Annotated in this window: 25 protein-coding genes, 1 tRNA gene, 1 pseudogene and 1 other annotated feature; of the genes and pseudogenes, 8 read left to right on the plus strand and 19 right to left on the minus strand. The window is 50.2% G+C overall.

Annotated features, from left to right (window positions below):
- Nucleotides 1–140: 140 nt before the first annotated feature.
- The 3 genes and pseudogenes from C1752_RS06970 (at nt 141) to C1752_RS06980 (ending at nt 3,936) form a co-directional block, all read left to right on the plus strand.
- The gene (locus C1752_RS06970) at nt 141–1,664 is read left to right on the plus strand and encodes a polysaccharide lyase domain-containing protein (protein WP_110985327.1); all 1,524 of its coding nucleotides are present in this window, start codon (nt 141–143) and stop codon (nt 1,662–1,664) included.
- A gap of 350 nt (nt 1,665–2,014) precedes the next feature.
- Nucleotides 2,015–2,998 (plus strand): SDR family oxidoreductase, encoded by a 984-nt coding sequence (locus C1752_RS06975; protein WP_110985328.1) that lies wholly within the window; start codon nt 2,015–2,017, stop codon nt 2,996–2,998.
- A 21-nt stretch (nt 2,999–3,019) separates the two neighbouring features.
- A pseudogene (locus tag C1752_RS06980) lies at nt 3,020–3,936 on the plus strand (NAD(+) kinase).
- A 106-nt stretch (nt 3,937–4,042) separates the two neighbouring features.
- Here C1752_RS06980 and C1752_RS30520 read toward each other — a convergent pair.
- From C1752_RS30520 to C1752_RS06995, 3 genes are all read right to left on the minus strand, one after another.
- Nucleotides 4,043–4,231, minus strand: a complete 189-nt coding sequence (locus tag C1752_RS30520) for a replication restart DNA helicase PriA (RefSeq protein ID WP_110985329.1) — start codon at nt 4,229–4,231, stop codon at nt 4,043–4,045.
- A 643-nt stretch (nt 4,232–4,874) separates the two neighbouring features.
- Nucleotides 4,875–6,776 (minus strand): excinuclease ABC subunit UvrC, encoded by a 1,902-nt coding sequence (gene uvrC / locus C1752_RS06990; protein ID WP_110985467.1) that lies wholly within the window; start codon nt 6,774–6,776, stop codon nt 4,875–4,877.
- A 463-nt stretch (nt 6,777–7,239) separates the two neighbouring features.
- Nucleotides 7,240–8,277, minus strand: coding sequence for a retropepsin-like aspartic protease (locus C1752_RS06995; protein WP_110985330.1), 1,038 nt, complete (start codon nt 8,275–8,277; stop codon nt 7,240–7,242).
- A gap of 116 nt (nt 8,278–8,393) precedes the next feature.
- Between C1752_RS06995 and C1752_RS07000 the strand changes: the two genes are divergently transcribed.
- Nucleotides 8,394–9,344, plus strand: a complete 951-nt coding sequence (locus C1752_RS07000; RefSeq protein WP_110985331.1) for an RluA family pseudouridine synthase — start codon at nt 8,394–8,396, stop codon at nt 9,342–9,344.
- A 292-nt stretch (nt 9,345–9,636) separates the two neighbouring features.
- Nucleotides 9,637–9,906: a hypothetical protein gene (locus C1752_RS07005; protein ID WP_110985332.1), complete on the plus strand. Its 270-nt coding sequence runs from the start codon at nt 9,637–9,639 to the stop codon at nt 9,904–9,906.
- 33 nt (nt 9,907–9,939) lie between these two features.
- Here C1752_RS07005 and C1752_RS30200 read toward each other — a convergent pair whose 3' ends face one another.
- The 6 genes from C1752_RS30200 to C1752_RS07035 form a co-directional block, all read right to left on the minus strand.
- Nucleotides 9,940–10,221: a methyltransferase family protein gene (locus tag C1752_RS30200; protein WP_315865244.1), complete on the minus strand. Its 282-nt coding sequence runs from the start codon at nt 10,219–10,221 to the stop codon at nt 9,940–9,942.
- On the minus strand, nt 10,211–10,714 hold the full coding sequence (locus C1752_RS07015) for a DinB family protein (RefSeq protein ID WP_110985334.1): 504 nt from the start codon (nt 10,712–10,714) through the stop codon (nt 10,211–10,213). The genes C1752_RS30200 and C1752_RS07015 overlap by 11 nt, the downstream gene beginning before the upstream one ends.
- Before the next feature lie 145 nt (nt 10,715–10,859).
- Entirely contained in the window at nt 10,860–11,246 is a 387-nt protein-coding gene (locus C1752_RS07020; RefSeq protein WP_110985335.1) for a hypothetical protein, read from the minus strand.
- An 8-nt stretch (nt 11,247–11,254) separates the two neighbouring features.
- A complete protein-coding gene (locus tag C1752_RS07025; RefSeq protein WP_110985336.1) occupies nt 11,255–12,826 on the minus strand; it encodes a YcjF family protein in 1,572 nt (523 codons plus the stop codon).
- A 9-nt stretch (nt 12,827–12,835) separates the two neighbouring features.
- Entirely contained in the window at nt 12,836–13,243 is a 408-nt protein-coding gene (locus tag C1752_RS07030; protein ID WP_233501423.1) for a hypothetical protein, read from the minus strand.
- 1 nt (nt 13,244) lies between these two features.
- Nucleotides 13,245–13,718 (minus strand): GNAT family N-acetyltransferase, encoded by a 474-nt coding sequence (locus C1752_RS07035; protein ID WP_110985337.1) that lies wholly within the window; start codon nt 13,716–13,718, stop codon nt 13,245–13,247.
- Between the two features lie 76 nt (nt 13,719–13,794).
- Between C1752_RS07035 and C1752_RS07040 the strand changes: the two genes are divergently transcribed.
- The gene (locus C1752_RS07040; RefSeq protein WP_110985338.1) at nt 13,795–14,067 is read left to right on the plus strand and encodes a cell division protein SepF; all 273 of its coding nucleotides are present in this window, start codon (nt 13,795–13,797) and stop codon (nt 14,065–14,067) included.
- A gap of 95 nt (nt 14,068–14,162) precedes the next feature.
- Here the strand turns inward: C1752_RS07040 and rplL are convergent, their stop codons facing one another.
- The 9 genes from rplL to C1752_RS07085 all read right to left on the minus strand — a co-directional run bounded on the left by rplL (nt 14,163) and on the right by C1752_RS07085 (nt 19,775).
- Nucleotides 14,163–14,552, minus strand: a complete 390-nt coding sequence (rplL, locus tag C1752_RS07045) for a 50S ribosomal protein L7/L12 (RefSeq protein ID WP_110985339.1) — start codon at nt 14,550–14,552, stop codon at nt 14,163–14,165.
- A gap of 61 nt (nt 14,553–14,613) precedes the next feature.
- Nucleotides 14,614–15,141, minus strand: coding sequence for a 50S ribosomal protein L10 (gene rplJ / locus C1752_RS07050; protein WP_110985340.1), 528 nt, complete (start codon nt 15,139–15,141; stop codon nt 14,614–14,616).
- Between the two features lie 51 nt (nt 15,142–15,192).
- Nucleotides 15,193–15,339: a sequence feature (ribosomal protein L10 leader region), on the minus strand.
- 40 nt (nt 15,340–15,379) lie between these two features.
- Nucleotides 15,380–16,096, minus strand: coding sequence for a 50S ribosomal protein L1 (rplA, locus tag C1752_RS07055; RefSeq protein ID WP_110985341.1), 717 nt, complete (start codon nt 16,094–16,096; stop codon nt 15,380–15,382).
- Nucleotides 16,097–16,177: 81 nt separating this feature from the next.
- Nucleotides 16,178–16,603, minus strand: coding sequence for a 50S ribosomal protein L11 (gene rplK, locus C1752_RS07060; protein WP_110985342.1), 426 nt, complete (start codon nt 16,601–16,603; stop codon nt 16,178–16,180).
- Between the two features lie 3 nt (nt 16,604–16,606).
- On the minus strand, nt 16,607–17,230 hold the full coding sequence (nusG, locus tag C1752_RS07065; RefSeq protein WP_110985343.1) for a transcription termination/antitermination protein NusG: 624 nt from the start codon (nt 17,228–17,230) through the stop codon (nt 16,607–16,609).
- Nucleotides 17,231–17,240: 10 nt separating this feature from the next.
- A complete protein-coding gene (gene secE / locus C1752_RS30205; protein WP_110985469.1) occupies nt 17,241–17,516 on the minus strand; it encodes a preprotein translocase subunit SecE in 276 nt (91 codons plus the stop codon).
- 259 nt (nt 17,517–17,775) lie between these two features.
- Nucleotides 17,776–17,848, minus strand: a tRNA-Trp gene (locus tag C1752_RS07075).
- A 127-nt stretch (nt 17,849–17,975) separates the two neighbouring features.
- Nucleotides 17,976–18,338: a 50S ribosomal protein L19 gene (gene rplS / locus C1752_RS07080; protein ID WP_110985344.1), complete on the minus strand. Its 363-nt coding sequence runs from the start codon at nt 18,336–18,338 to the stop codon at nt 17,976–17,978.
- 102 nt (nt 18,339–18,440) lie between these two features.
- Nucleotides 18,441–19,775 carry a GGDEF domain-containing protein gene (locus tag C1752_RS07085; RefSeq protein WP_110985345.1) on the minus strand — a complete coding sequence of 445 codons (1,335 nt, stop codon included), beginning with the start codon at nt 19,773–19,775 and terminating at the stop codon, nt 18,441–18,443.
- A 415-nt stretch (nt 19,776–20,190) separates the two neighbouring features.
- On the opposite strand from C1752_RS07085, the gene C1752_RS07090 reads away from it, so the two are divergent.
- Together C1752_RS07090 and C1752_RS28020 are read left to right on the plus strand one after the other, a co-directional pair.
- Complete coding sequence (locus C1752_RS07090; protein WP_110985346.1) at nt 20,191–21,456, plus strand: dihydrolipoamide acetyltransferase family protein; 1,266 nt, start codon at nt 20,191–20,193, stop codon at nt 21,454–21,456.
- 89 nt (nt 21,457–21,545) lie between these two features.
- Complete coding sequence (locus tag C1752_RS28020) at nt 21,546–21,956, plus strand: hypothetical protein (RefSeq protein WP_146242287.1); 411 nt, start codon at nt 21,546–21,548, stop codon at nt 21,954–21,956.
- A 10-nt stretch (nt 21,957–21,966) separates the two neighbouring features.
- Here the strand turns inward: C1752_RS28020 and C1752_RS07105 are convergent, their stop codons facing one another.
- Nucleotides 21,967–22,875, minus strand: a complete 909-nt coding sequence (locus tag C1752_RS07105; protein ID WP_233501426.1) for a double zinc ribbon and FHA domain-containing protein — start codon at nt 22,873–22,875, stop codon at nt 21,967–21,969.
- Between the last annotated feature and the right edge of the window lie 75 nt (nt 22,876–22,950).

Raw genomic sequence — 22,950 nt, forward strand, 5'->3', positions numbered from 1 at the left:
AGTTACCTCCAGCAAAAAGGCGATTGGGGTACCTCACAAAGTTACGTTAGTTGCTTGCAAGCAGCCAAAATAGCCTCAGCAGACTAGACTCGAGAGAACTAGGTCTATGTTGGACTTTAAGCTGAATCAAGGTGACCCTAATGCGCTTGAAAGCTAATAGTGTTCGAGCCATACTGCTCGTTTCCGCCGTAATAGTGACGGCCTGCGGAGATAGCAAAGCCACAAGCGAAGCTGCCAGACAAGATCCTAAGCCTGCAGATGTTGACCTCAAAATTGAGAAGGTCAAAGAACTGCCACCGTCCGTTGCCAGTGCCGGCAGCAACCCTGAGCCAGTTCCATTGCCTACCAGTGGTGAGGCGTGTAACGGCACCCCGGTTCGTACCGTTGAAGCCTTACAGAGAGCCGTTGCTAACAGTCAAACGATCGCCCTGAGCGCAGGCGTTTTTGAGCTACCCCAATCATTGAGGCTTCAGACTGGCACAACCCTTTGCGGGCAGGGGGCGGACAAAACCACCGTACGGGGCGCTGCCACATGGCAACCTGGACTTGGCTTACTCCCCAAACTTGAAGATCCGAATGCCTACCTCTTCATTGTTGAGGGACAGAACAACGTCACCATCCGGGACATGAGCCTGCAGGGACCACAGCTGCACGGTGCCGTTTACGGCAAGCGTTCGCAGCGGCTAACGCTTGCAGGCCTTGAGCTACGAGATTTTATGTGGAGTAGCGTTCGCACTTTTAACATGGTGCAGACGCGGATTCACGATAATGACTTTATTGATGCCGGGGGATACATCGAGAAAGAGATTGACGGCAAGATCCGGCGGGCGGTGGGCGGCGTCCTCTTTGACCAAAACCCCCAAGAATGTGAAGTCTGGAACAACCGTGTGCGGGCTTCAGGGAAAGGTGACCGTCGATTCTTTGGTTTCAAAGGAAGAAGCGGCAGAAATTGTCGATTTCATCACAACGATATTAGAAGTCGTTTCGCCATTGAGTACCCCTTCGACAACATTTTTGGCTTTGAAATTGACCATAATTACATCGAAGGTACTATTTCGATCCCTAAGTTTGGGGGTGGCCCGGTCCTCGATAGCAGCGCACTGGCTGTTCATATTCATCACAACGTTATTCGCCGATCCTACGCCATTGAGTTTGCGCGCAACAACGTGCGAATCAACCACAATCTCTTTGATTTCAAGCCCCAAGAGAACCAGGGCAACTTGATTAGCGATCATGGCAGGCAGCCTTCCCCAGGGCCTCTATTAATGCAAAACAATCTGATTCAGAACGTCGGTAGGGGCATATTCTGGTCACGTCCTGGCTACAACAATGTTGAATTTATAAACAATCATGTACGGGCGCTGGGTAACCCCCAGCCTCTGGCTCTGTTTCAGTTCAATCCCAGTACTGACTTTCAGAGCATTAAGATTGCGGGCAATATTTTCGAGAGCGCGCCCGATAGTCCTCGCCCTCTACTACAGGATGGCATCGGCTCTAATGCCATCATCGAGAACAACAAGCTTACGAACATCCTCGATTCAGGCCTCTATGCCAACCCACAGACGGGTGGCTCGGTTGGGCCAACGGAGCCACTCCAGTTTCGAGCGGGCGTTCGTGACGAAATTCAGGTTGACCAGTGGACAACGACGGGCGTGAGGCCTTGAATATCTAACAAAATCCCCAGCATCTAAGATGCTGGGGAAGGCTTGGAGACTCAGTCAACATTGAGGTTTACTCACTGGACTGCGAAGTATAGCGGTACACGTATTGATTAGGACATAAAATGGCTGAAACCCGTCTGTGCTAAAGAAAGGCTGTCCTAAGTCAGTCGGGTACTGCCATAGAATTTGCTCAGGTTTTATTGATGGTCCAGCGCCTGGATTTGTTCCCCAACGAAACAACGCCATAGCACTCATTAATGCCATCTGATCCGCTGCTTCTCCGTGGGAGATCTGTGCTGTTCGGCAATTTCTGATAAAGTATTACAAAAGTTAAGATTTCTACTTTATCCCTCATGAAATTACTCATCGTTGGTGCTACTGGAACGTTAGGACGGCAGGTTGTTCGTCATGCCATAGATGAGGGATATCAAGTGTCTTGTCTGGTCCGCAATGCTCGCAAAGCCTCATTCTTAAAGGAGTGGGGAGCCAATCTTGTTCAGGGTGATCTGAGCAAGCCAGATAGCCTAAAGCTTGCGCTGCAGGGTATGGATGCGGTCATTGACACTGCAACAACGCGCCCTACCGATCCGGGCAGCACCCGAGTTGTTGATTGGGATGGTAAAGTCTCTTTAATTCAGGCTGCAGAAGCGGCGGCTGTCAAGCGATTCGTCTTCGTTTCGATTATGGATGCAGACAAGTATGCCCACGTTCCATTAATGGATATGAAAGCCTGCACCGAGAGTTTTTTAGCCGAGACTAAGTTGGACTACACCATTCTGAGGCCCTGCGGATTTTTCCAGGGGCTGATTGGTCAGTACGCCATTCCGATCTTAGATAAGCAGGCTGTGTGGCTGATGGGTGAAGGCTCGTCCATTGCGTTTATGGATACCCAAGATATTGCGAAATTTGCTGTCAAAGCCCTAAAGCAGCCTCAGGTCAGTCGAAAAACCTTTGATTTAGCGGGGCCAAAAGCCTGGACGCCTCGAGGTATTGTCCAGCTTTGCGAAAATCTCTCTGGAGAAGAAGCTAAGATTCTGAGTTTGCCTGCAGGACTGTTGAAGGGGGCCAAGCGCGTTATCCGCTTTTTTGAATGGGGCTGGAACACGGCGGATCGGCTGGCATTTGCTGAAGTTATTTCTGCTGGGAAGCCTCTGAATGCTGCTATGGATGACACCTATGATGCCTTTGAGATTGATCCCAGTACTATTTCAACGCTAGAGTCCTATATGCAAGACTACTTTGGTCGTATTCTTAAGAAGCTGAGAGAACTCGACTACGAAAAAAACAAAAAGTCGTCCCGTAAGCGGACTCCTTTTAAAGCGCCTCGTTCCTCTTAAAATCTCGTGTGACTTTTGAGTGTGTCCAAGATCGGCATCATTTATAACGAAGCGAAGCCCACGGCCTGTCAAACGGCTCAGGCTCTTCAAGATAAGTTCGAAGTATTGGCTGGGAAGTCGCCGTCGCCAATGGTGTAGGCGGAATTTTAGGGTGCTCCCGTCCCGGCAGCCCCGTTTGTTACTCGGCGATTGATGATTTGGTGCCCACTGGCTTTGATAGCCGTGTGGAATTCGCCATTGTGCTGGGGGGAGATGGGACTGTTCTGTCAGCCTGTCGCCAGTTGGCTTCCTGTAATATTCCGCTACTGACGGTCAATACGGGGCACATGGGTTTTTTGACTGAGACCTACCTCAATCACCTGTCTGATGCTATTGATCTATTACTGGCCGATACCTACACCGTTGAAGAGCGCGTGATGCTCTCGGTTCAGGTGGTTCGTGACGATGTTGTGTTGTGGGAAGCACTGTCTCTTAACGAGATGGTGCTGCACAAAGAGCCGCTAACGGGTATGTGCCATTTTGAAATTGAAGTTGGTCAGCATGCTCGAGTCGACATCGCTGCTGATGGTGTGATCCTCTCAACACCCACAGGCTCTACTGCCTACGCATTGTCTGCCGGCGGGCCGGTGATTACGCCTGATGTGCCGGTGCTGCAGCTAATTCCCATTTGCGCTCATTCTTTAGCTTCTAGGGCACTGGTCTTTTCAGAGACAGAGCCGGTCGAAATTTTTCCGGCCCACTCTGAGCAGCTTGTGATGATGGTGGACGGCAATGCTGGCTGCTACGTTTCACCAGCAGATCGCGTTCGAATTCACAAGTCTCGCTATGCAGCCCGCTTCATACGGCTTAGCTCTCCTGAGTTTTTCAAGATATTGAGAGAGAAACTAGGGTGGGGGTTACCCCATATTGCTAAGCCGGCGTCTGTTGAACTGCCTTGACTTAGGTAGATGGCGGAACAATACATGCATCAGCAAGAAGATCCAAAACCTACCTACGACATAGCGTTGCTCTAAAGCCAAGTACCACTATGAAAATTTTGCTGTCTTAACGACAAACGAGTTGTTCTAGCGAAAGCCCAGGGGCATAAGCTTCAATGACCTTACCGGTTTTACTACAGGTGATCATTAGGTAGTCGCAGTAGGCACACTGAGTGCGAATTAAAGACTGCTCCAAATGATGCCGCTCTGCTGGGCTACCGCAATTGGAACAGCGTATATTTTCTATCCGGGTCATGATTAAAGCCTTATTTAAAGCCGAGAAGTTGATCAGTAGAAGTAAAAAAGGTGGTTTTTATGAATTCTTGACTACGACGGGATGCCGAGGTGAACTGAGAATTAAAGTGATTAGCAAAAGAATTGGCAAAAAAGTGATTGGATTTATTCTTTAATTTATAACACTTATACTTCACTGCCTGGGATCAATCACTGGTTTATTTAATATCCTGATTGAATTGTTTAAAAAATGTGCCCGAAAGATCAATTCTATGAGCTGATGGGAACCCTCAGAGACTGCTTTGCGCTTGCTTGCGGTCAGAGGTTAGAGGTGTCTATAGAGATGACTGATCGGTTTCTGTGCTGCTGCTTTCGATCTCTCATGAGAGCTGCTGTAAGCCTTGTCCTAAAGTGATCCCCTATTAATCTCCCTTAAGCTCTGTGTGGTTGCTGGGGATCAGTTGCGATCGCAACCCCTAGAAGAGGTCCGCCCGATCCCCGTTCTCTCGATGATCCCAAAAATCACTGTAAAAGTAGAAGAATAGATGAGTCTCAATCCCTCACTTCTTGACGAGAATGTATCGAAAACTACAGATTAATTTTGACGCTTCAAAAGAGCCTTCGTCATCTTAAATACGGCTCATCAAACGTTCATTAAATAAATATCACTCCTCCGCTTTCGATGACTGTGAGGGATGAAAGTAGTCATAAATTTGCTGGGCGAGCTGGGGTCCAATCGTTGGCACCGTGACCAGTTGCTCAAGAGAAGCCTCCCGAATGTAGTCAATGGACCGAAACGCTGCCAGCAACTCTTTCTGGCGATGGTGTCCTAATCCAGAAATCTCGTCTAAGCGTGAGCGGCGCATGCGCTCAGTGCGCTGCTGGCGATGGAAACTAACGGCGAATCGGTGGGCCTCATCCCTGAGGCGTCGCAGGAGCTGGACCCCAGATTGTTCACTGTCGGTGGGCAGCGGCTGTTTAGCACCGGGCAGGAAGATTTCTTCTCGCTGCTTGGCAAGACTGACCACCTGCAGCGTGTCGGCTAGCTCCATCTCAGAGAGGACGGCCATCACTGCAGAAAGCTGTCCTTTGCCGCCGTCAATCATGACGAGATCCGGCCAGTCAACAGAACCGAGGCGGGGCTGTTCTGGTTTATCAACATAACTACGGAAGCGGCGACCGATCACCTCTGCAAGGCTGGCAAAATCATCGGAGTGACCGGCGCGCACGGTGGGATCCTTGATTTTATAGCGGCGGTAGTGCTGCTTGGCAGGCAGGCCGTCAACGAAAACGACCCTGGAGGCCACTGCGTCTGAACCTTGGATATGAGAAATGTCGTAGCCTTCAATCCGTCGAGGAAGGTCGGGCAAATCTAATAGATCGGCGAGATCTTGCTGGGCTTGGGTGCTTAGATCACGGGCGCGTTGGGTACGCATCAGCTCGTGACCAGCGTTGCGCTCGACCATTTGGATCAGTTCAGCCTTGGTCTGCCGCTGCGGACACAGGACTGTCACTTTTCTACCTTTGCGATCGCATAATCCCCCCGCCAGCAGTTCCGCCTCTGGCAGCTCTGTCTGCACCAAGATCTCTGCCGGAATTTCGACCGGATCAACATGGGCGTAATGTTCTTCCAGCGCCCGCTGTAGAATGGCTCCCACAGAACCGGACTGGGGATCGGCCATAAAGCCCAAGCGGCCCACTAAGCGACCGGCGCGAATCTGAAAAAGCTGGATACAGGCGCTTTGCTCATCCGCCGCCAGCGCGATTGCGTCACGGGAGATCGTGTCGTCGGGTAGCGCTACTTTCTGATCGGCCCCTAGATTTTGTAGACCTGCAATCTGATCGCGCAGTCGGGCCGCATACTCAAAATTGAGATCCGCTGAAGCGAGCTGCATTTGCTCATTGAGGATGGCGATTAGCTCCCCAGTACGCCCCTGGAAAATCATGGCGATTTTCTGGAGCGTCTTACGATACTCCTCTGGCGTTACCAGTCGCTGGCAGACCCCTGGACAGCGGCCAATGTCATAGTTGAGGCAGGGACGATCTTTGAAGAGGGGACGACGGCGCTGCTTGAGCGGAAAAATCTGTTTGACGAGATGTAGTGTCGAGCGCAGCAGTCGCGTATCAACGTAGGGGCCATAATATCGATCCTGCTTTTTGCCCAGCCGTCGCCGTCGGGTAATGAAAATGCTGGGATACTCTTCCGACCAGGTAATACAGAGATAGGGATATTTCTTATCGTCCTTGAGCAGCACATTGAAGTGGGGCTGATGCTGCTTAATTAGATTAGCTTCCAGCGCTAGCGCCTCAGCCTCTGAGTCGGTGACGATGAACTCAATATCCGTGACCTGACGCACCATCAAGGCAATGCGCGGCCCTAAATCTTGAGATTGACGAAAATAAGACCGAACCCTCGATCGCAGCTTTTTCGACTTGCCAATGTAAAGAATGTGGTCCTTTGCATCCCGCATGAAGTAGACCCCCGGCTCTGGCGGAATTTGCTTCAGACGAGATTCGAGACGTTCAGGGGTTTTGAGCAGCGGCGTTGTGGAGAGCAGATCGGGCACAGATTTGAAGAGTAGCACTATGATCTAGGGTATCGCGCTTCAATTCCTCTCGGGGGTGGGGCTGTCCCCTTCATAACGCAAAGGTAGATGTTGCGATGCGGCCCTAAACCCAGCCTGCGACATTTGCGAGCAGAAAACCTAAGAAGAGACCAATGGTTCCAGCTAACGCTGTGGTTAAAACAGACCCGGCGCACAACCTTAGCCATTTCCCCTGTGAGGTAAGATAGCGCTGCGTATTAAGACTGTTCAGCATGGGCATGAATAGGCCCCCCTCAATGCATTTACAGATCATCATAGCAAACCTAAAGAAAACATTAAATTGTTTTTGCTAGGGTAGGCACTCTCTCAAGTCTCATCGGCATCCTCCGCGTTATGCTCAGCCTCTTCGATCAAAAGCTATTCTGGAAAGCTCTAACCGAGATCGGCTGGTTTGGCCTGCACGAGATGGTACCCGTGGTTGAATTTAGCGCTGCGGAAGCGGAAACAACAGTAGGCTACCGTCAAACTGACCTGCGGGATCCTGAGTAAATCGCCAGTATTGCTGATACTGATCGAGAAAATTCTGTCCCAGAATGCCGTCAACCCCTAACACTGAAAGAATTGAAGAAGAGGATAAGACAATCGTGTCTAAATCAGACTGCCAGTGATTCTGGAGCTGCACAGATTTGAGCTGCGAGGCTTGAGCCTCTTCTATACCGCAGAAGCCGCGAATCTGAATGGGCCGATAACCGGCTGCATCTAGATTCGCCTGCAGAGCAACATCAGGAGAGATGAAGGTGCTGTCTGCCGCTGTATCAAGCAAAAAGGTAAACGGACCTCGATCATTCACTTGCACCTGAGCCAGCATGACACCCAGCTTTTCTTGCAGAGGAACGGCACGAGATCGCCACTCAGGTGGAAGTGGGGTAGCCGGACGGAGCTGTAAAGACTGCTGCTGAGGATTGAGTTGCAAATCGAAGAACTTCAGCACGTCCATGCCGAGGACCCCAGAGAGTGCATCTGGAATCACGGTGCTGTTAAACTTCAGAGTGCTCAGCCCTTGCACTTGAACACCCTGCATTGAGAGCTGCGGTAGCTGGTAGAGATTAGCCTTGAGGTCAGGACAATCATCTCCGGCCACGGCCAGATCTAGGCGCTCTTGGGGAACGGGTCTTCCCTGGAGCTGAAGCTGCTGTACTGTTGCGGCTGTCACCATCGAGGTTGAGGCACCGGTATCCAACAGGAAGCGTCCGCGGTAGTTGCCCAAGCTAACGGGAACGGTATAAACCCTCGTTCCTGTAAGGGGCTGGAGGGAGAGCACCGCACTGCCCTGGGTTTGCGGGGGAGGTACGTTTAGGCCCTGAAGCTGCACAATCGCCCGGAGCGGTAGTTCGCGTTGAGAGGACGGCACTGCGGTGCGTTGTTCAGAACGTTGCGCTAAGGCCGCTCCACCGGTCCATGCCCCTAGGGGAAAGCTCCAGGCCAAGCTGATTAGCAGTGTTTGCAGCCGTTGATAGTTCATGGATTAATATCGCTTTCCACCTTTTTTGAGGCGGTCTTTTAATCTAGTTTAGGAGAGCCGCGACGCTGATTGCCTCGGTTCTCTCCGCGCTCAAAAGTCCCTTAAAATCAAGATCTATGACGGAATTCTGCTACCGACTCACGGAAGATTCAGGCCAGCGTTTAGATCGGTGGCTGGCGGGTCAATCTGAGATTTCGCGTTCACATCTCCAGCGCCTGATCGAGCAGGGCCATGTTCAGGTCAATCAGCAGGTTTGCCAATCAAAGAAGCATCTGCTGCAGGTCGGAGATCAGGTGCTTGTTACCCTGCCAGAACCGGAACCGCTCAGCCTGGAGCCAGAGGCCATTCCGCTGGATATTTTGTACGAGGATGATCATTTTCTGATCGTCAACAAGCCGGTGGGGTTAGTGGTTCATCCCGCGCCGGGACACGCGACCGGAACCCTTGTTCATGCGCTCTTGGCCCACTGTCAAAAACCTGACGGCACGACGTCTTTGTCGGGGATTGGCGGCGTGGAGCGGCCCGGAATTGTGCACCGGTTGGATAAAGATACGACGGGGGTGATTGCGATCGCAAAAACCGATCAGGCCCACCATCACCTACAGGCCCAGATTGCAGCTCGAACCGCGAAGCGAGAATATTTAGCCGTCGTCTACGGACAGCCCAGTACAGACTCAGGCAAAATCGATCGTCCCATCGGTCGGCATCCCGTCGATCGAATCAAAATGGCAATTATTCCCGAAGAAGAGGGAGGCCGAAGCGCGGTCACCCACTGGCAGGTGAGAGAACGACTCGGTAACTATGCGTTGATGCATTTTCAGTTAGAGACAGGCCGAACCCATCAGATTCGCGTTCACTGCGCGGATCAAGGCTGGCCGATTATTGGTGATCCCCTTTACAGTCGCGGGAAATCAGTCGGGGTGAATTTGCCAGGGCAAGCGCTCCATGCATGGCAGTTAACTCTGCAGCATCCGGTAACAGTCGAGGAGATTCAGGTACAAGCACCCTTGCCAGAAACCTTTGCTAAGCTGCTGCGGCGATTAAAAATATACATGGATGGTCTCTAAAATGTCTATTTGCTGCATGTTGTGAGTACGCTTTAATTACTTAAAGAGGCCCAGAGTGCTGATATGCCGGGAGGAAAGTTATATAAACACGGTCGTGCTGTTCATATAACAGTACCCGCTATGTTCAAGCCGTGGGTTGAAAAGTTGGTGCGAGCTGTCGACGAAGACCCGCAACCCGAATATTTGATGGAAACCCTCAATCGCGTGGCGGGGGTAAAAGAAGATGCAGAAAGCTGAACCCAACGGTAATGGCCTGTTTCAGCAAAAGTGATGCAGCAACGGAGCAAGTCAATTGACCAACGAAGAATTCAACGCACAGATTGAGCAAATGCTAGCCGTTCAGCGTCAGATTCAAGAGTCTGATCTGCAGTGCCAGCAGGAGCTGCGAATCATGGAGCGTACAACTCAAGGATTGGTCCGTACAACGGATAATCTGCTTCGTGCAGCCCAGAGTGGCAATGAGCGGTTAGACCACCTCGAAATAATTGTTGCCTCTTTAGCAAGGTCTGCTCAAGCCCATATCGATGACGGCGATCGCCACCTTCCCCAAAACGATGCGTAAAACTCGACGGTAGCAATTAATCTTTGAGATATTTCAGTATATGAATGGCAAGAGCCTCCAAGTTTTTTCTGAATAAACTTCGTACTGTTTGCCATACTTAGCTTTTAGCATTTCTTCCTCTGCTTGGATGCGATAAACATGTGAGAGTGCTCCGACGACCATAATGGCTGCTAGCACTATCCAATTAGAGACCGCCAAGCCTGCACCGATTTCCACTAAAGACATGCCTAGATATCCAGGATGCCGAACAACTAAGCTCAGCGGAGTTAGGCTTTTACGCTGGATGGTCAAAACTCCAACTACTTCATGCCTCAATCCCTGGTAAAAAAGGTAAATCCGTCGTTCCCATATCTAATCCAATTTGGGAGAGTAGTGTCGTAATTTGACCTCGGTGATGAGTCTCATGATTAAACATATGCGTTATGAGAACCCAATTTTCTACTGTTCTTATTTTTTTATCTACTTTACTTGTATAGGTTGTTGTAGATCGTAGCCACTCATGATCTAATGCAGAAGCCCATCCAACTATTCTTTGATCAAGATCAATTCTTGCTTTGAATAGGGTATCAAAATCGTCGTACAACAAAACGCCCATCTCTGGCACTACTGATGGCTCACCCGTAAAACGAGAAAGAAATGCCAAATCACCGTAAATAATGTGATTTAGTGTGGCATGGATTGATTTGAAGAATGCACCTTTATCAGATTTTCGTTCTTTATCGTTTATCTTGGCACAGACTTCATAGAGCCGCTTATTCATCCATTGATTATATTGCGCCATCTTCTCACAGTAGGCTGAGTCAATCATAAACGAACTCCAAGAATAAAATGCAATTTATCTAACTCACGGCCGAACAAGCGGTTACTTGATATACCTTTCTAGACATCGTCATATCAATACAATTGGCATTCATTTACTTATTCACCGTAATCGCAAAATCAAATTTTCAGATTTACAATAGCCCTGCTGTAAAAAGCCTAACGAGACTGTAGGGAGCTTTATCAATGATTTGCTGCTCTTCAATTGTTTGTAATGTCCGCGTGTAGAATTTACCAAGTGTCTTAGCAGCCCAGTATCGTAAGCTAAGGCCACCCAGCATGACTACAACTCCTATCCAGTCGATGTATTTGCCGTTCCAATCGCCAATTTGAATAGCGTTCAGAATGGAAGCAAGTAACGCCAAGAGAATACTGAGTAGACCACTAATCCAGAGGATTCTCGAACTACCCTGGTCAGATTCACTCGGCTGGAGGCTAAGGGCTTTCTCCCCCTTCCTTAGCAACCGTTCGATGATGAAGTAACAGACGATTAAAAGGTATGCCAGTACAGTTGTCGTCATAGCGATTCCTATTTTTCGTACTCTTCCTCTGAAATAAGTTCTGCTGTCTCTATCTCTAGGGGCTGTTCAGACCAAGGCTGGAGCGCACGTCCAAAGCTCTTGGGGAGCTGAGTAATGGCATCCTGAATGAATTTTTTCACAAATTGATCGCGGCGGTTGAGCTGAAACTGCTGCTGTACCACCTCTGCCATGCCGCCATCACCCCAGTCCTGGTCATTGCGGAAGTATTCAATAAAGCTATTGCCCGCAATCCGAGTGAGGTAGGCGGTACTGATGCTCTGCACCGTTTTACCTAAGACATAACCCGCCACGCTGAACTCCAAGGCTCGCGTCACGACAGAAAGGACGCCTTTGACGATTCCCAGCCCTCCTAAGGTTTTGGCGAGGGAGCGGGCCAGCTCTTTGCCTTCTTCCTTGGACAGTTCACAGCCGTAGACCTTGGCGATTTCGATCACCATTTGAGCGTTGACGGCGGCAGCGGCCAACAGGTCAATCACGATGGGGGTGGCCCAAATCACCCCGGCTCCAATCCACTGGAAGCGTTCTACCACTTTCTCCGCACGGCCCTGACGCTCTTGGGCAATTAGATCGCGCGCTTCCGTGCTCAGTCGCTGGGACTGGAGCAGAATGTTATCGGCCAGTAGGTCGTCGCCTTCCTCGTGCAGAATGGTGCCCAATCGCTGCAGCAGAGAGCACAAATCAGGCTCTGGCTCCAGTCCTTCGCCGTTGGCAAGCTGCAGGGGCTGAGGAGCAGCCGAGATAGCCACAATATCTTCTGGGGAGAGGCGGGTGCGATCGCAAAGCACCTTCAACACAGTCTCTTGATCCGCTGCTGAGTAACGATCCGTTTTGTTGAACACCAGCAACAGCCGTTTACCCATCTCCTCTAAGGAGCTGAGGGGTTGATATTCCGATTGAGTGAGGTCGCCATCTACTACAAACAGCAGCAGATCAGCCTCCGTCGCTAGCTTGCGAGCCGCCTGTTCCCGAGCCGTACCCATGATCCCTGGCTCTAGGAGTCCCGGCGTATCGGTGATCAGCAACTCTCGATCAAGGCGGGGCAAATAGCAGCTATAGGTCTCTCCCACCTCAGTTGTGCCAATAGTGGGACCCACCTGACCGGCGATCCGACCCATCAAAGCATTGACTAGAGACGTTTTACCCGCAGATCCGACACCAAACACCACCAGCTTGAGCTGTCTGCGAGATAGATCTTGAGCAATATTTCGCGTTTGAGACAGCAGCACTTCCCGCGCCACCTGATCTTCAATTTGCTGAATTTGCTGCCGGATCGCCCGCAGATTTTCCACTGCTGCCGCAGATTTCTGGGCCGGAACCTGAGGCGGTTGTCGTTGCTGCCGAGGCTCTTTTTTGCGACTAAAAACCCAGACATAGTAAGCCAAAGCTCCGATTAAGGCCAGAAATAGACCAATCAGGAGCAGCAGCAATAAATTCGCCAAAAAGGGAGAGGTGTAAAAAACGGATCGATAGAGCCACAGTAGCGAACTCACGAGCCACACCATCAGCCCTAAAATGACAGCAATCCCTAGAATTAAAAGCGGTAAGCGCGGTAAGCGCATAGACAGTCCCTAAGGGAGAAACTTTGCCAGACGACTAACGCCAGGAATTTCAGGTGGCTTCCGCTGCCAAACACGCACCATCAACCACAGCATCGTCATGAAGTAGCTAGAGGTAAAAACGCTGTTAATGACGAGTAAAGACAGACCCGTTCCTGATGCACCGCTTTCGCTGGCAAAGACGAAGCCAGTATTGAGCGTCAAAATTCCCAGTCCCCACAGTAGACCCAGAGCAATCGCTAATCGACTGACAGACCTGCTTTTGCGATCGCTTTGCCGACGTGTCAAAGACCAAGCCGCAGGCACCACGCCAAAAACCGGAATTAAGTATACAAACAACAACGTTCGTTTAAGAGTGGAATTATCAAAGGCTTCGCGGGGATCTTCCATCGCGCCAAACGGGATTAACTTTATCCCCATCCTAGCTTGTCTCTGTGATCCCTTTGCTGGGACGGTGCATGAAGTGCACTGGTAGCTGAAGCCGTTGGCCCAGCGCCGAGAGTGCAAACTTGCGCTTGAGGCTCTGAGGAAGATCGGACCAAGAGACCGCGACAAAACCGAACGGTGTATAAAATTCAGCTAGCTTATCCCCTAAACATTCTATATACAACGATGATGTGGCCTGCTCAATTAGCCACTGTGTCAAAAATGAGCCAATCCCTTGTCCTCGCCATGCCGAAGCAACCACCAAGCTGCCTAACTCCTGCGCCTCGGCAAAGTGCCGGAGCTGCCCACAGGCAATGATTTCCTGCTGATGCTCAACGACCCAAAACTGAGTCCAGCGCAGTTGTGTGGGATCAAGAAGAGCATAAAGAACCAGCTTACGGATTCTCCAGATATCCTGGGCCGTGGCTGAGCGCACTTCACACCCCGATGAAAGTTTAGGGATTTGCATTACGACGTTCAGAGATTTTGATGATTTTTCCCAAGTTGCGCTACTTTAGACTGTAGCAGCCCAAGTTTAGGCGCGTATGAACAATCTACTCCCTTTGCCAGGAATGAAAAATTGTGCGATCGCAATTCTGCGTCCACAAACCTTTGACGAAACCGCCCGTGCCGTCGAAGCGCTCAAAACCGGAACAATCATCTTACTGAACTTCGCAGATCTTGCCAGCGATAAAGCCCAGCGCTTTCTCGACTTTGCCGCTGGCAGCACCTGTGCATTGTCAGGACATCATCAAGCCATTGGACGGGGCGTTTTTCTATTTGCTCCTCCCACCGTAGAAATTACAACAAAGGTCTAGGGTTGCCCCTAGACCTTTGCTCTGCATCCCTATACGCTAGCGGCAGGGGACCAATGAAGATGGCCGGAACAATTCCGACCATTATGTGATCATCTCTACTTGAGAGCGACCTTAGCGCCAGCCTCTTCAAGCGTTTTCTTCGCTTCCTCAGCGTCGTCCTTAGAAGTTCCTTCTTTGATAGCCTTAGGAGCTGACTCCACAATTTCCTTCGCCTCTTTGAGACCCAGACCCGTGAGAGAGCGAACGACCTTGAGAATCGCAATTTTCTTGTCGCTAGGAACTTCTTCCAGAACGACATCAAATTCAGTTTTCTCCTCAGCCTCTTCAGCAGCACCGCCACCGGCAGCAGGAGCCATCATCATGCCACCGACAGGTGCAGCAGCACTGACGCCAAAGGCTTCTTCAATCTCTTTAACTAAATCAGCTGCCTCTAACAGCGTTAAAGATTTTAGCTTCTCTAGAATTTCTTCAGTTGCAGCAGACATAGATATTACTCCAGTTCAAAATGTATAGGTTAAAACGTGTGGGTTAAAAACGTAGAGCAATCTACGATTCTTCTTTGTCAACATAAGCCTGCAGACCACGCGCCACAGAAGAGGGAACCTCTTTGATTCCGACCGCAATCTTGGTTGTGACCGCGTTGAGAGCACCGGCAATTTGCCCCATAAGCTCTTCTTTCGACGGTAGATCACCAATTGCTTTAACATCGCTTTCGGTTAAAACTTGTCCGTCTAAGACGCCACCGCGCAGCACCGACTTCTTCGTTTCTTTTTGGAAACCTTGATAGGCTTTAATCGCGCTACCAAAATCCTCTTTAAGCAGCAAAAATGCCGAAGACTCTGTCAAAAATTCTGACAGATGTTGCCAGTCATCACTACCCTCAATTGCTTTACGCATTAGAGTATTTTTCGTCACCTTACAGCTTGCACCAGAAGGGCGAATACGGTTCCGCAAATCTGTGATTTCAGCAACAGAGAGGCCTCTGTAGTCAATCACGACTGCCATCTGCGTGTCATCGAGCTGAGTCTGCAAGTCTGCGACGATCGCCTGTTTGTTCTCTAGGGTTCTACCCATGTTGTTGTCACCTCCTTAAGTAGTTGTAGACCTAAACTTTTAGCTGAATATTGCCCTAATTAAAAACCCCGGATATCAATCCGAGGCTGAATAACAGTCTCCCTGGCATCATCATGCAACAGAGTGACATCAATTCCACCTCGGTAGGATATTAAGCCCATTGGCCCCTACGGTCTTCGGTTTCTATCGTGTTGTAGGTTAATTCAGAAAATACTGACTCCTGTTGTGGGGGACGCCCCTACGGCATCTCATCCATCTTTAGATCGCGCAGGGAATTAACGCCAATTTGGATGGATGGCCCCATGGTCGAAGACACATAAATACTGCGCCAGTAGCGTCCTTTTGCTCCTGAAGGGCGATTGCGGTCGATGGTCTCCTGGAGTGCTTTTAAGTTCTCCAACAGATCCTGAGGCTCAAAGGATGTTTTGCCAAATAGAACGTGGACAATCCCTGCTTTGTCAGCCCGGAACTCAAGCTTACCAGCTTTGAACTCTGCGATCGCACTTTCCAGATCGAACGTTACCGTTCCCGCCTTTGGCGAGGGCATCAGACCTCGTGGACCCAAGATGCGGCCAACCTTCGCCACCTGCGGCATCATATCTGGCGTGGCAATCAGGAGGTCAAAGTTGATATCACCTTTCTGAATTTCTGCAATCAGCTCTTCAGAACCAGCGACATCAGCACCGGCATTCGTTGCCTCGGTGACCTTCTCGCCCTTCGCGATCACGGCAACCTTAATATCCTGGCCCGTACCCTTTGGCAATGCCACGGTAGTCCGAAGCTGTTGGTCCGTGTACTTCGGATCAATGCCCAACCGTACATGAGCCTCTGCTGTTTCTGCAAACTTCGCCGTTGCAGTTTTCTTGAGCAGTTCTAGAGCCTCTAGAGGTTCATACTCACGCTCCTCAACCAGCTTGAGCAGCTCTCGCATGCGGCGCGAAACTTTCTTAGTCATTTTTTCCTCCTGGGGTGATCACGAAGCCTGAGCCTCTCCCCCAATAAATGTGAACAGAATGAGATGAATTCGAACGGTAATCTAATCGACCACCGTTACGCCCATATTGCGAGCCGTACCCGCCACAATTTTCATAGCCGCCTCAATATCGTTGGCGTTTAAGTCCGGCATTTTTGTCTCAGCAATATCCTGAAGTTGTGCCTTAGTGATTTTACCCACCTTGACAGACTGAGGTTCACCTGAGCCCTTCTCAATCCCCGCCGCTTTCTTAATCAAGACAGAGGCCGGAGGCGTTTTTAGAATGAAGGTAAAACTTCGGTCTTCAAACACCGAAATTTCCACCGGAACCACTAGCCCGACCTTATCAGAGGTACGAGCGTTGTACTCCTTACAGAACATCATGATATTGACCCCATGCTGTCCCAACGCAGGACCGATGGGAGGGGCTGGGTTTGCTTTGCCAGCCGGAATCGCCAGCTTAATGAGGGCTACAACTTTCTTTGCCATTACTTAATTCTCTTTTTTCACCTGGTTAAACTCTAGTTCGACGGGGGTATCCCGACCAAAAATTGAAAGCAGTGCTTTAAGCTTGTTGCGCTCAGCACTCACCTCAATCACTTCTCCTTCAAAGTCTTTGAACGGACCGTTGAGAACCTGGACCTGGTCACCAACCTCCATATCTACCTTGACAACAGGCTCCTGATCCTGAGACTGCCGGAAGATTCGCTCCACCTCTGCAGGCCCCAAAGGAAGAGGCTTAACGTGTCCTCGACCTCGCCCGTAGCGGCGTCGCTCCTCAGACCCGACGAAGTTGATGACATTTGGCGTGTTCTTAACCACCTGCCAAGTATCATCGTCAAGGATCATCCGTACCAGAACGTACCCAGGAAAGACCTTCTCGTCGCTCGTGGCTCGACTGCCATCTTTCCGAACTTTAACTGTGGGTGTTTGTGGAATCGCGATCTGTACAATCCGGTCTGCTACGTCTAGCGTCTGAAGGCGCTGCTCCAAATTTTGCTTTACCTTCTTCTCACACCCAGAAGCCACCTGTACCGCATACCAGCGATTAATTTGTGCTGAGGCATCCGTCTCCGGGGCATTAACTGTAGTTGTATCAAGCGGTTCATCTACCATGATTCAAGCCCTAAAAGACCAGCCGGGAAGCCCAGCTGAACACATTATCAATAAGAGAGATGAAAATCGCCAAAAAAGACACCATTAAAATAACTGCGGCTGATTCACTAATGAGTTGCTGTCGATCAGGCCATACAACCTTGGCAAGTTCTTCCTTGGTTCCCTGTGCAAATCCGACAGGACTGGGGCCTTTAGGCTTCTGAGCATCCGGCTCTAAATCAGGCGATGAGCTCCCTGCCGCGACCGGTTGCTGATCCGTCGTAGATTCCGCTGCATCAGGATTCACTGATGCAGCACCCTGATTCGCGGCTGCACTTCCTGGTCCTTTCTGAGCGCCCTTCGCTCCTCTACCTTTCCCTTTCCCTTTTTTCCCTTTTGGCACTATCTTTTAACCCTTCACTGCCGATCGCTTACGTTTGCTTCAACCTAATCAGACTAGGAATACACCAGAAAAACATGCAACCTTGCCACTTCTGGACCTAACATCCTCTAAACGAGGGCGATGCTATAAAACTTTCCAACACCCTGCTAGATCAGGAAAAGAGCGCGCCTTGGAGGACTCGAACCCCCGACATCAGGTTTTGGAGACCTGCGTTCTACCAACTGAACTAAAGGCGCAAATTCTCTAGTTGCTGCAGAGCTTTTGCCACAATGCTAGATCCACGGTGCCTATTAGTCTAGCGCGTTGTGGAACATCATTGATATCAGTCACTCACTGATATCAACATGACAGACACAGTTGTGATTAAAGACTTCGATCGAAGCGCTGCTTGATTCGAGTGGCCTTACCAACGCGATCTCGTAAGTAATAAAGCTTTGCTCGTCTAACTTTACCGCGTCGCATCACCTTAATATCGGCAACTCGAGGAGAGTGAAGTAAAAACACCCGCTCAACGCCAATTCCTTGGAAAATTCGGCGGACTGTAATGGTCTCATTAATACCGCCATGACGCTTGGCAATCACGGTCCCCTCATAGGGTTGAGTCCGCTCCTTGTTCCCTTCACGGATCCGAACACCAACTCGAACAGTGTCGCCCACGTAGACTTCAGGCAACTTTTCCTTTAAATGTTCCGCTTCAATAGAGCGGATTAACTCTTGGGCGTGCATAATTTCTTTTAAAAGCCACAAGTAGCTAGCCTACAACAGACAGTACTGACCTGTCTACATAGACTGACTCTAAAATAGAGCAAATTCGTACGGTCAAAAAATCTACACCGGTATTTTTCCCGCATGCTGGACCTGATTGCGCCCCGCCTGCTTTGCTCGATAAAGGGCACAATCTGCTTGCCTCAGTAGCTCCTCTTCGTCCCGGGTCTCTTCAGGGAACGTGGCTAACCCCAGGCTTGCTGTTACGTATAGAAGTTGTTGGTTGAGTACTTCAACCGGCTGAGTTTCTATTGACTGCCGAATCCGCTCGGCAATGACTAGAGCCTCAATCTCGGTTGTTTGGGGCAAGATAATGGCAAATTCCTCACCACCATAGCGGGCCACAATGTCCCCAGGTCGAACATTCTCTGACAATAGTGCCCCAATCCACCGCAGAGCAATGTCGCCAGATTGATGGCCATGCTTATCGTTGAGTCGTTTAAAGTAGTCGATGTCAACCATGACTAGTGATAGGGAGTGAGACTCCCGTCTCGCTTGTTCTATCTCGATATGTAGCCAGCGGTTGAACTCCCGGCGATTGTAAACGCCCGTTAGGCCGTCTATCGTTGCTAATGTTTGTAGATCTGCTTGGCTTTGCTCTAGCTTGGTGGCCATTTGATTGAAGGTCTGCGCCAGTTGAGCAAGCTCGTCCTGAGTCTGTAGCTCAATCCGATGGGATAGCTCACCGTTGCTAAACCGAGAGATTGCCTGCTCTAGAATCTGTAGAGGGCCGAGTATTGTCTTGGATAGGGCCCAGACGGTAGTAATCGCCAGACTGAGGGCAATTCCACAAATAATCACGAGTAAAATGAGGCCTTTCCTGCTAACTTCCTTCGCCTGCATTAAGTTGTTCTGATCCTGCCACGAATTCAATAGATGATTCAGACGATGGATGATAGTGACTGTCTTTTCAATGTCTCGAATAAAAATCTGCCGTGTCTTGCGCTGACGCTCAAGCTCAGAGGCCGATGTTGGCTTGAAGAATTCTGTGCCGCTTGCACGAGCCTCAAGCCACTGGGTATTAATCGCCGTTACTAAATTCTCGCGGCCGGGTGGCAGGAAACGTTCTGGGACTCCGCTAATTTCCTCGTGCTTGAGTAAGCGCAATGTTTGATCAATCTGTTGACTAAGCTGCTCAAAGTCACTTTGCGAGTCAGATGCTTCAACTGTTTCTATAGAAGCGGCCAAAAGAGAAACGCGGATCAATAGCAGCTCTAAATCTGCTGCGGGGAAAGACTCATGGAGTATAACGGCTTCTGTCTCTTCAAAACTGCTGAAGGCCAAGTTGAACGTACCGATTGTTCCAACCGCTAGCACAACAACCGGTATCAACATTGAGCCAATACTAGTCAGCAATCTATTCCGTACAGAAATCGGACGATTAAACCACTTGCTCATGAAAATAGCGTTGTAGCAGTACTCGGCTGAGTTAGGACAGCTTTTCTTTAGCAGGCATAGCTGTCAACCGTTTTAATGTCCTAATCAATACGTGTACCGCTATACCAGTGGATTGCAGACGGGGGAACAAGACCTTGCCCTTCTATTGTGACTGCACCACAGAGATTGTGACCGTAGGAGGAGGTAAAAAGGCTGACGCTGCGTCTTTGAAAACTTGAGTGGACTGTGATGTCGGTTCTTTCTTACTCACCCTTAACCTTAAGGATTCCCTATAGCTTACTGGTTATCGACAGCCAAATATTGTGATCTCACAACAAACTTCTAGTGAGCAAATCCCTGATTTAGCATCGCTTTGAACCACAGGTCAGTATAGAATCTAGCTTAAGACAGTTTCTGAAGGTTCGGAATAGCACCCATGATTCATGAAGTTTTCATGCCCGCCCTTAGCTCTACGATGACGGAAGGCAAGATCGTCTCTTGGATTAAGAGTCCTGGAGATCAGGTCGAGAAGGGTGAAACTGTCCTGGTCGTGGAGTCCGATAAGGCTGACATGGATGTGGAGTCTTTCTATGCGGGGTATTTAGCTGTAATCGCAGTCCCTGCCGGAGAGATGGCACCGGTTGGATCAACGATTGGTTATGTTGCTGAAACAGAGGCAGATATTGCGTTAGCCCAGGAAAAGGCAAAATCCTCGAGTACTGCTGCAGAGGCTCCAGCCGTGCCTGATGCTGTGCCACCAACTCCCGTAGCTGCGTCTCTAAATGGGGGGAATACATCAGCGACGCAATCGACCGGTCGCACCATTGTCTCTCCGCGTGCGCGCAAGCTCGCAAAACAATTCCAGGTTGATCTCAAGTCTCTTGCTGGTAGTGGACCTCACGGTCGTATTGTTGCGGCGGATGTGGAAAAAGCTTCGGGTCAAGTCTCTTCTACCAGCGTTGCCGTTGCAACACCTCCAGTCATAACGGCAACGCAACAATCGACTCCTGTTCCTGCTGCTGCACTGGCGGGTGAGATTGCTCCTTTCAATACCATGCAGCAGGCTGTGGTCACAAACATGATGGCCAGTCTAGCGGTACCTACTTTTCACGTGGGGTACACAATTACAACGGATGCTCTGGACGCGCTGTATAAGCAACTCAAGGTCAAAGGCGTCACGATGACTGGACTGTTGGCGAAAGCAATTGCTGTGACTCTGAAGCAGCATCCACTGGTAAATGCTAGCTATAGCGATCAAGGGATCCAGTATCGCGCTCCGATTAATGTGGCGGTGGCGGTGGCGATGCCGGGAGGCGGTTTGATTACACCGGTGCTGCAACATGCAGATCAGCTCGATATCTACTCACTATCACGTGATTGGAAAGATCTGGTTTCTCGCGCACGTTCAAAACAACTGCAGCCCAATGAATACAGCTCTGGAACATTCACTTTGTCTAATCTAGGTATGTTTGGCGTTGATAGCTTTGACGCTATCTTACCGCCGGGGCAAGGCTCAATCTTAGCGGTGGGAGCGTCTCGCTCTCAGACGGTGGCAACTGAGGATGGCCTATTTGGAGTGAAGCGCCAAATGCGCGTGAATATTACCTGTGACCATCGCATCATCTACGGAGCAGATGCAGCAGCATTCCTTCGAGATTTGGCTCAGCTGATTGAGGTAAATCCTCAATCTTTGACGATGTAGCAATAGCTGTGGGTCTTTATGCTTCGTAGCAAAGATCACCGCATCTTTAATAAAGGGCACCCTAGAGAAAAATCTCTCTACGTTTTGCTATGCGTTTTTTATTGCTAACGGCTCTCGCCTTCTCCTTGGTGCCATCCATCGCTTCTGCCCAGGACTGGAAAGATTGGGCTAACAACAATCCGACATATCCGTCGCAGTCACAGCCGACTCCCGTTGCTCCGGCCCCGGCGACTCCGGCCCCTAGCCCTGCGTCGAACTCATCAGACTCGTTTGGTATTAGCAGTACCCAAAGTCCAGCTTTTGAGCAGCTATTCATGAAGGGATGCACGTCTAAGGGAGGTGCCCAAGCCAGCAGCTTTTGCGCCTGCACCCTCACAGAGATTCAGAATACTCATACGATTCAGGAGTTAAACCAGCTCGGGCTGCAGATGCAGCAAACAGGCGAACTACCAGAGTCTTTTCAAGATATTGTTATATCCTGTATTTCTCGGTTGCAGTAGGAAGCGTTACCTACCCAGCATTAAAGATAAAGCTGACCTTGTCTTCTTTGCCCAATGACACGCGATCGCCAGTTCTCAAACGATAACGATCCCCAGTTCGCAATGCCTGGTTATTGACGTAGGTTCCATTGGCACTTCCCAAATCTTGGAGATAGTAGCCATCAGCTTCGAGGCGAAGATCAGCATGGACACGGGAGACCACATCACTATCGGGAAAACCTGACATATCTATGTCGGGAGGGACACGTTCGTTGGGTTTACCCAGATGGACAATATCCAGGTGGAGCGGAAGTAAGAGCTTCGTATCACTCCGTACGTGAACAAGGTAAGCCATCGGCTGTTGAATCTGTGTTGCCCCTGCTCGTGGGTTGGCGGGCTGTGTATTCAACGGTGCCGGAGGGGGAGTGAAGACATCAAAAGCTGAGGGGGGAACTGTTTCCGATTCTGAAGTTAGACCTGCTGTCGAACTCGCAGCAATATTGACGTCGGATTTTGGCGGTATTGCGGATGAATCCTCTGGGAAAATCGTGAACTCAGCCACAGATTGCTCTTCTGGAGGAGATTTTAGCTCTGAATCATCATCTGCCAATAAGTCGGGAGGCTGGCTGATGGCTGAGATAGGCATATCTATCGCTGGTATTTCAGACATCGGAGCCGGTATAGCTTCTGTAAGATTTACGACTTCGGTGGGTGGGACTTGACCAACCGCTGACGCATCGGCCTGGCTGGCTGCCTTAGGGGCCACAGGAATCGGCTCCCCTGACTGGAGAGGGGTCCCGCAGTGGGCGCAGAAGTAGGCGTCAGTGGAAACGAACTCTTGACAACTGGGGCAAGGGGACATCGCTGGCAAAGGTGCAGCACAAGAGGCGCAGTGGCTGGCACCATCAGGATTGGAGTGACCGCATTGAGTACAAAGCATCAGTGTTCGGCTCCGTGCAGATAGGGGACAGCTTTCACCCTAATCGAGGAAAGAAGCCAACGGAAGGCTAAATGG

Source organism: Acaryochloris thomasi RCC1774 (genome assembly GCF_003231495.1).
In the GTDB taxonomy this organism is placed as follows: Bacteria; Cyanobacteriota; Cyanobacteriia; order Thermosynechococcales; family Thermosynechococcaceae; genus RCC1774.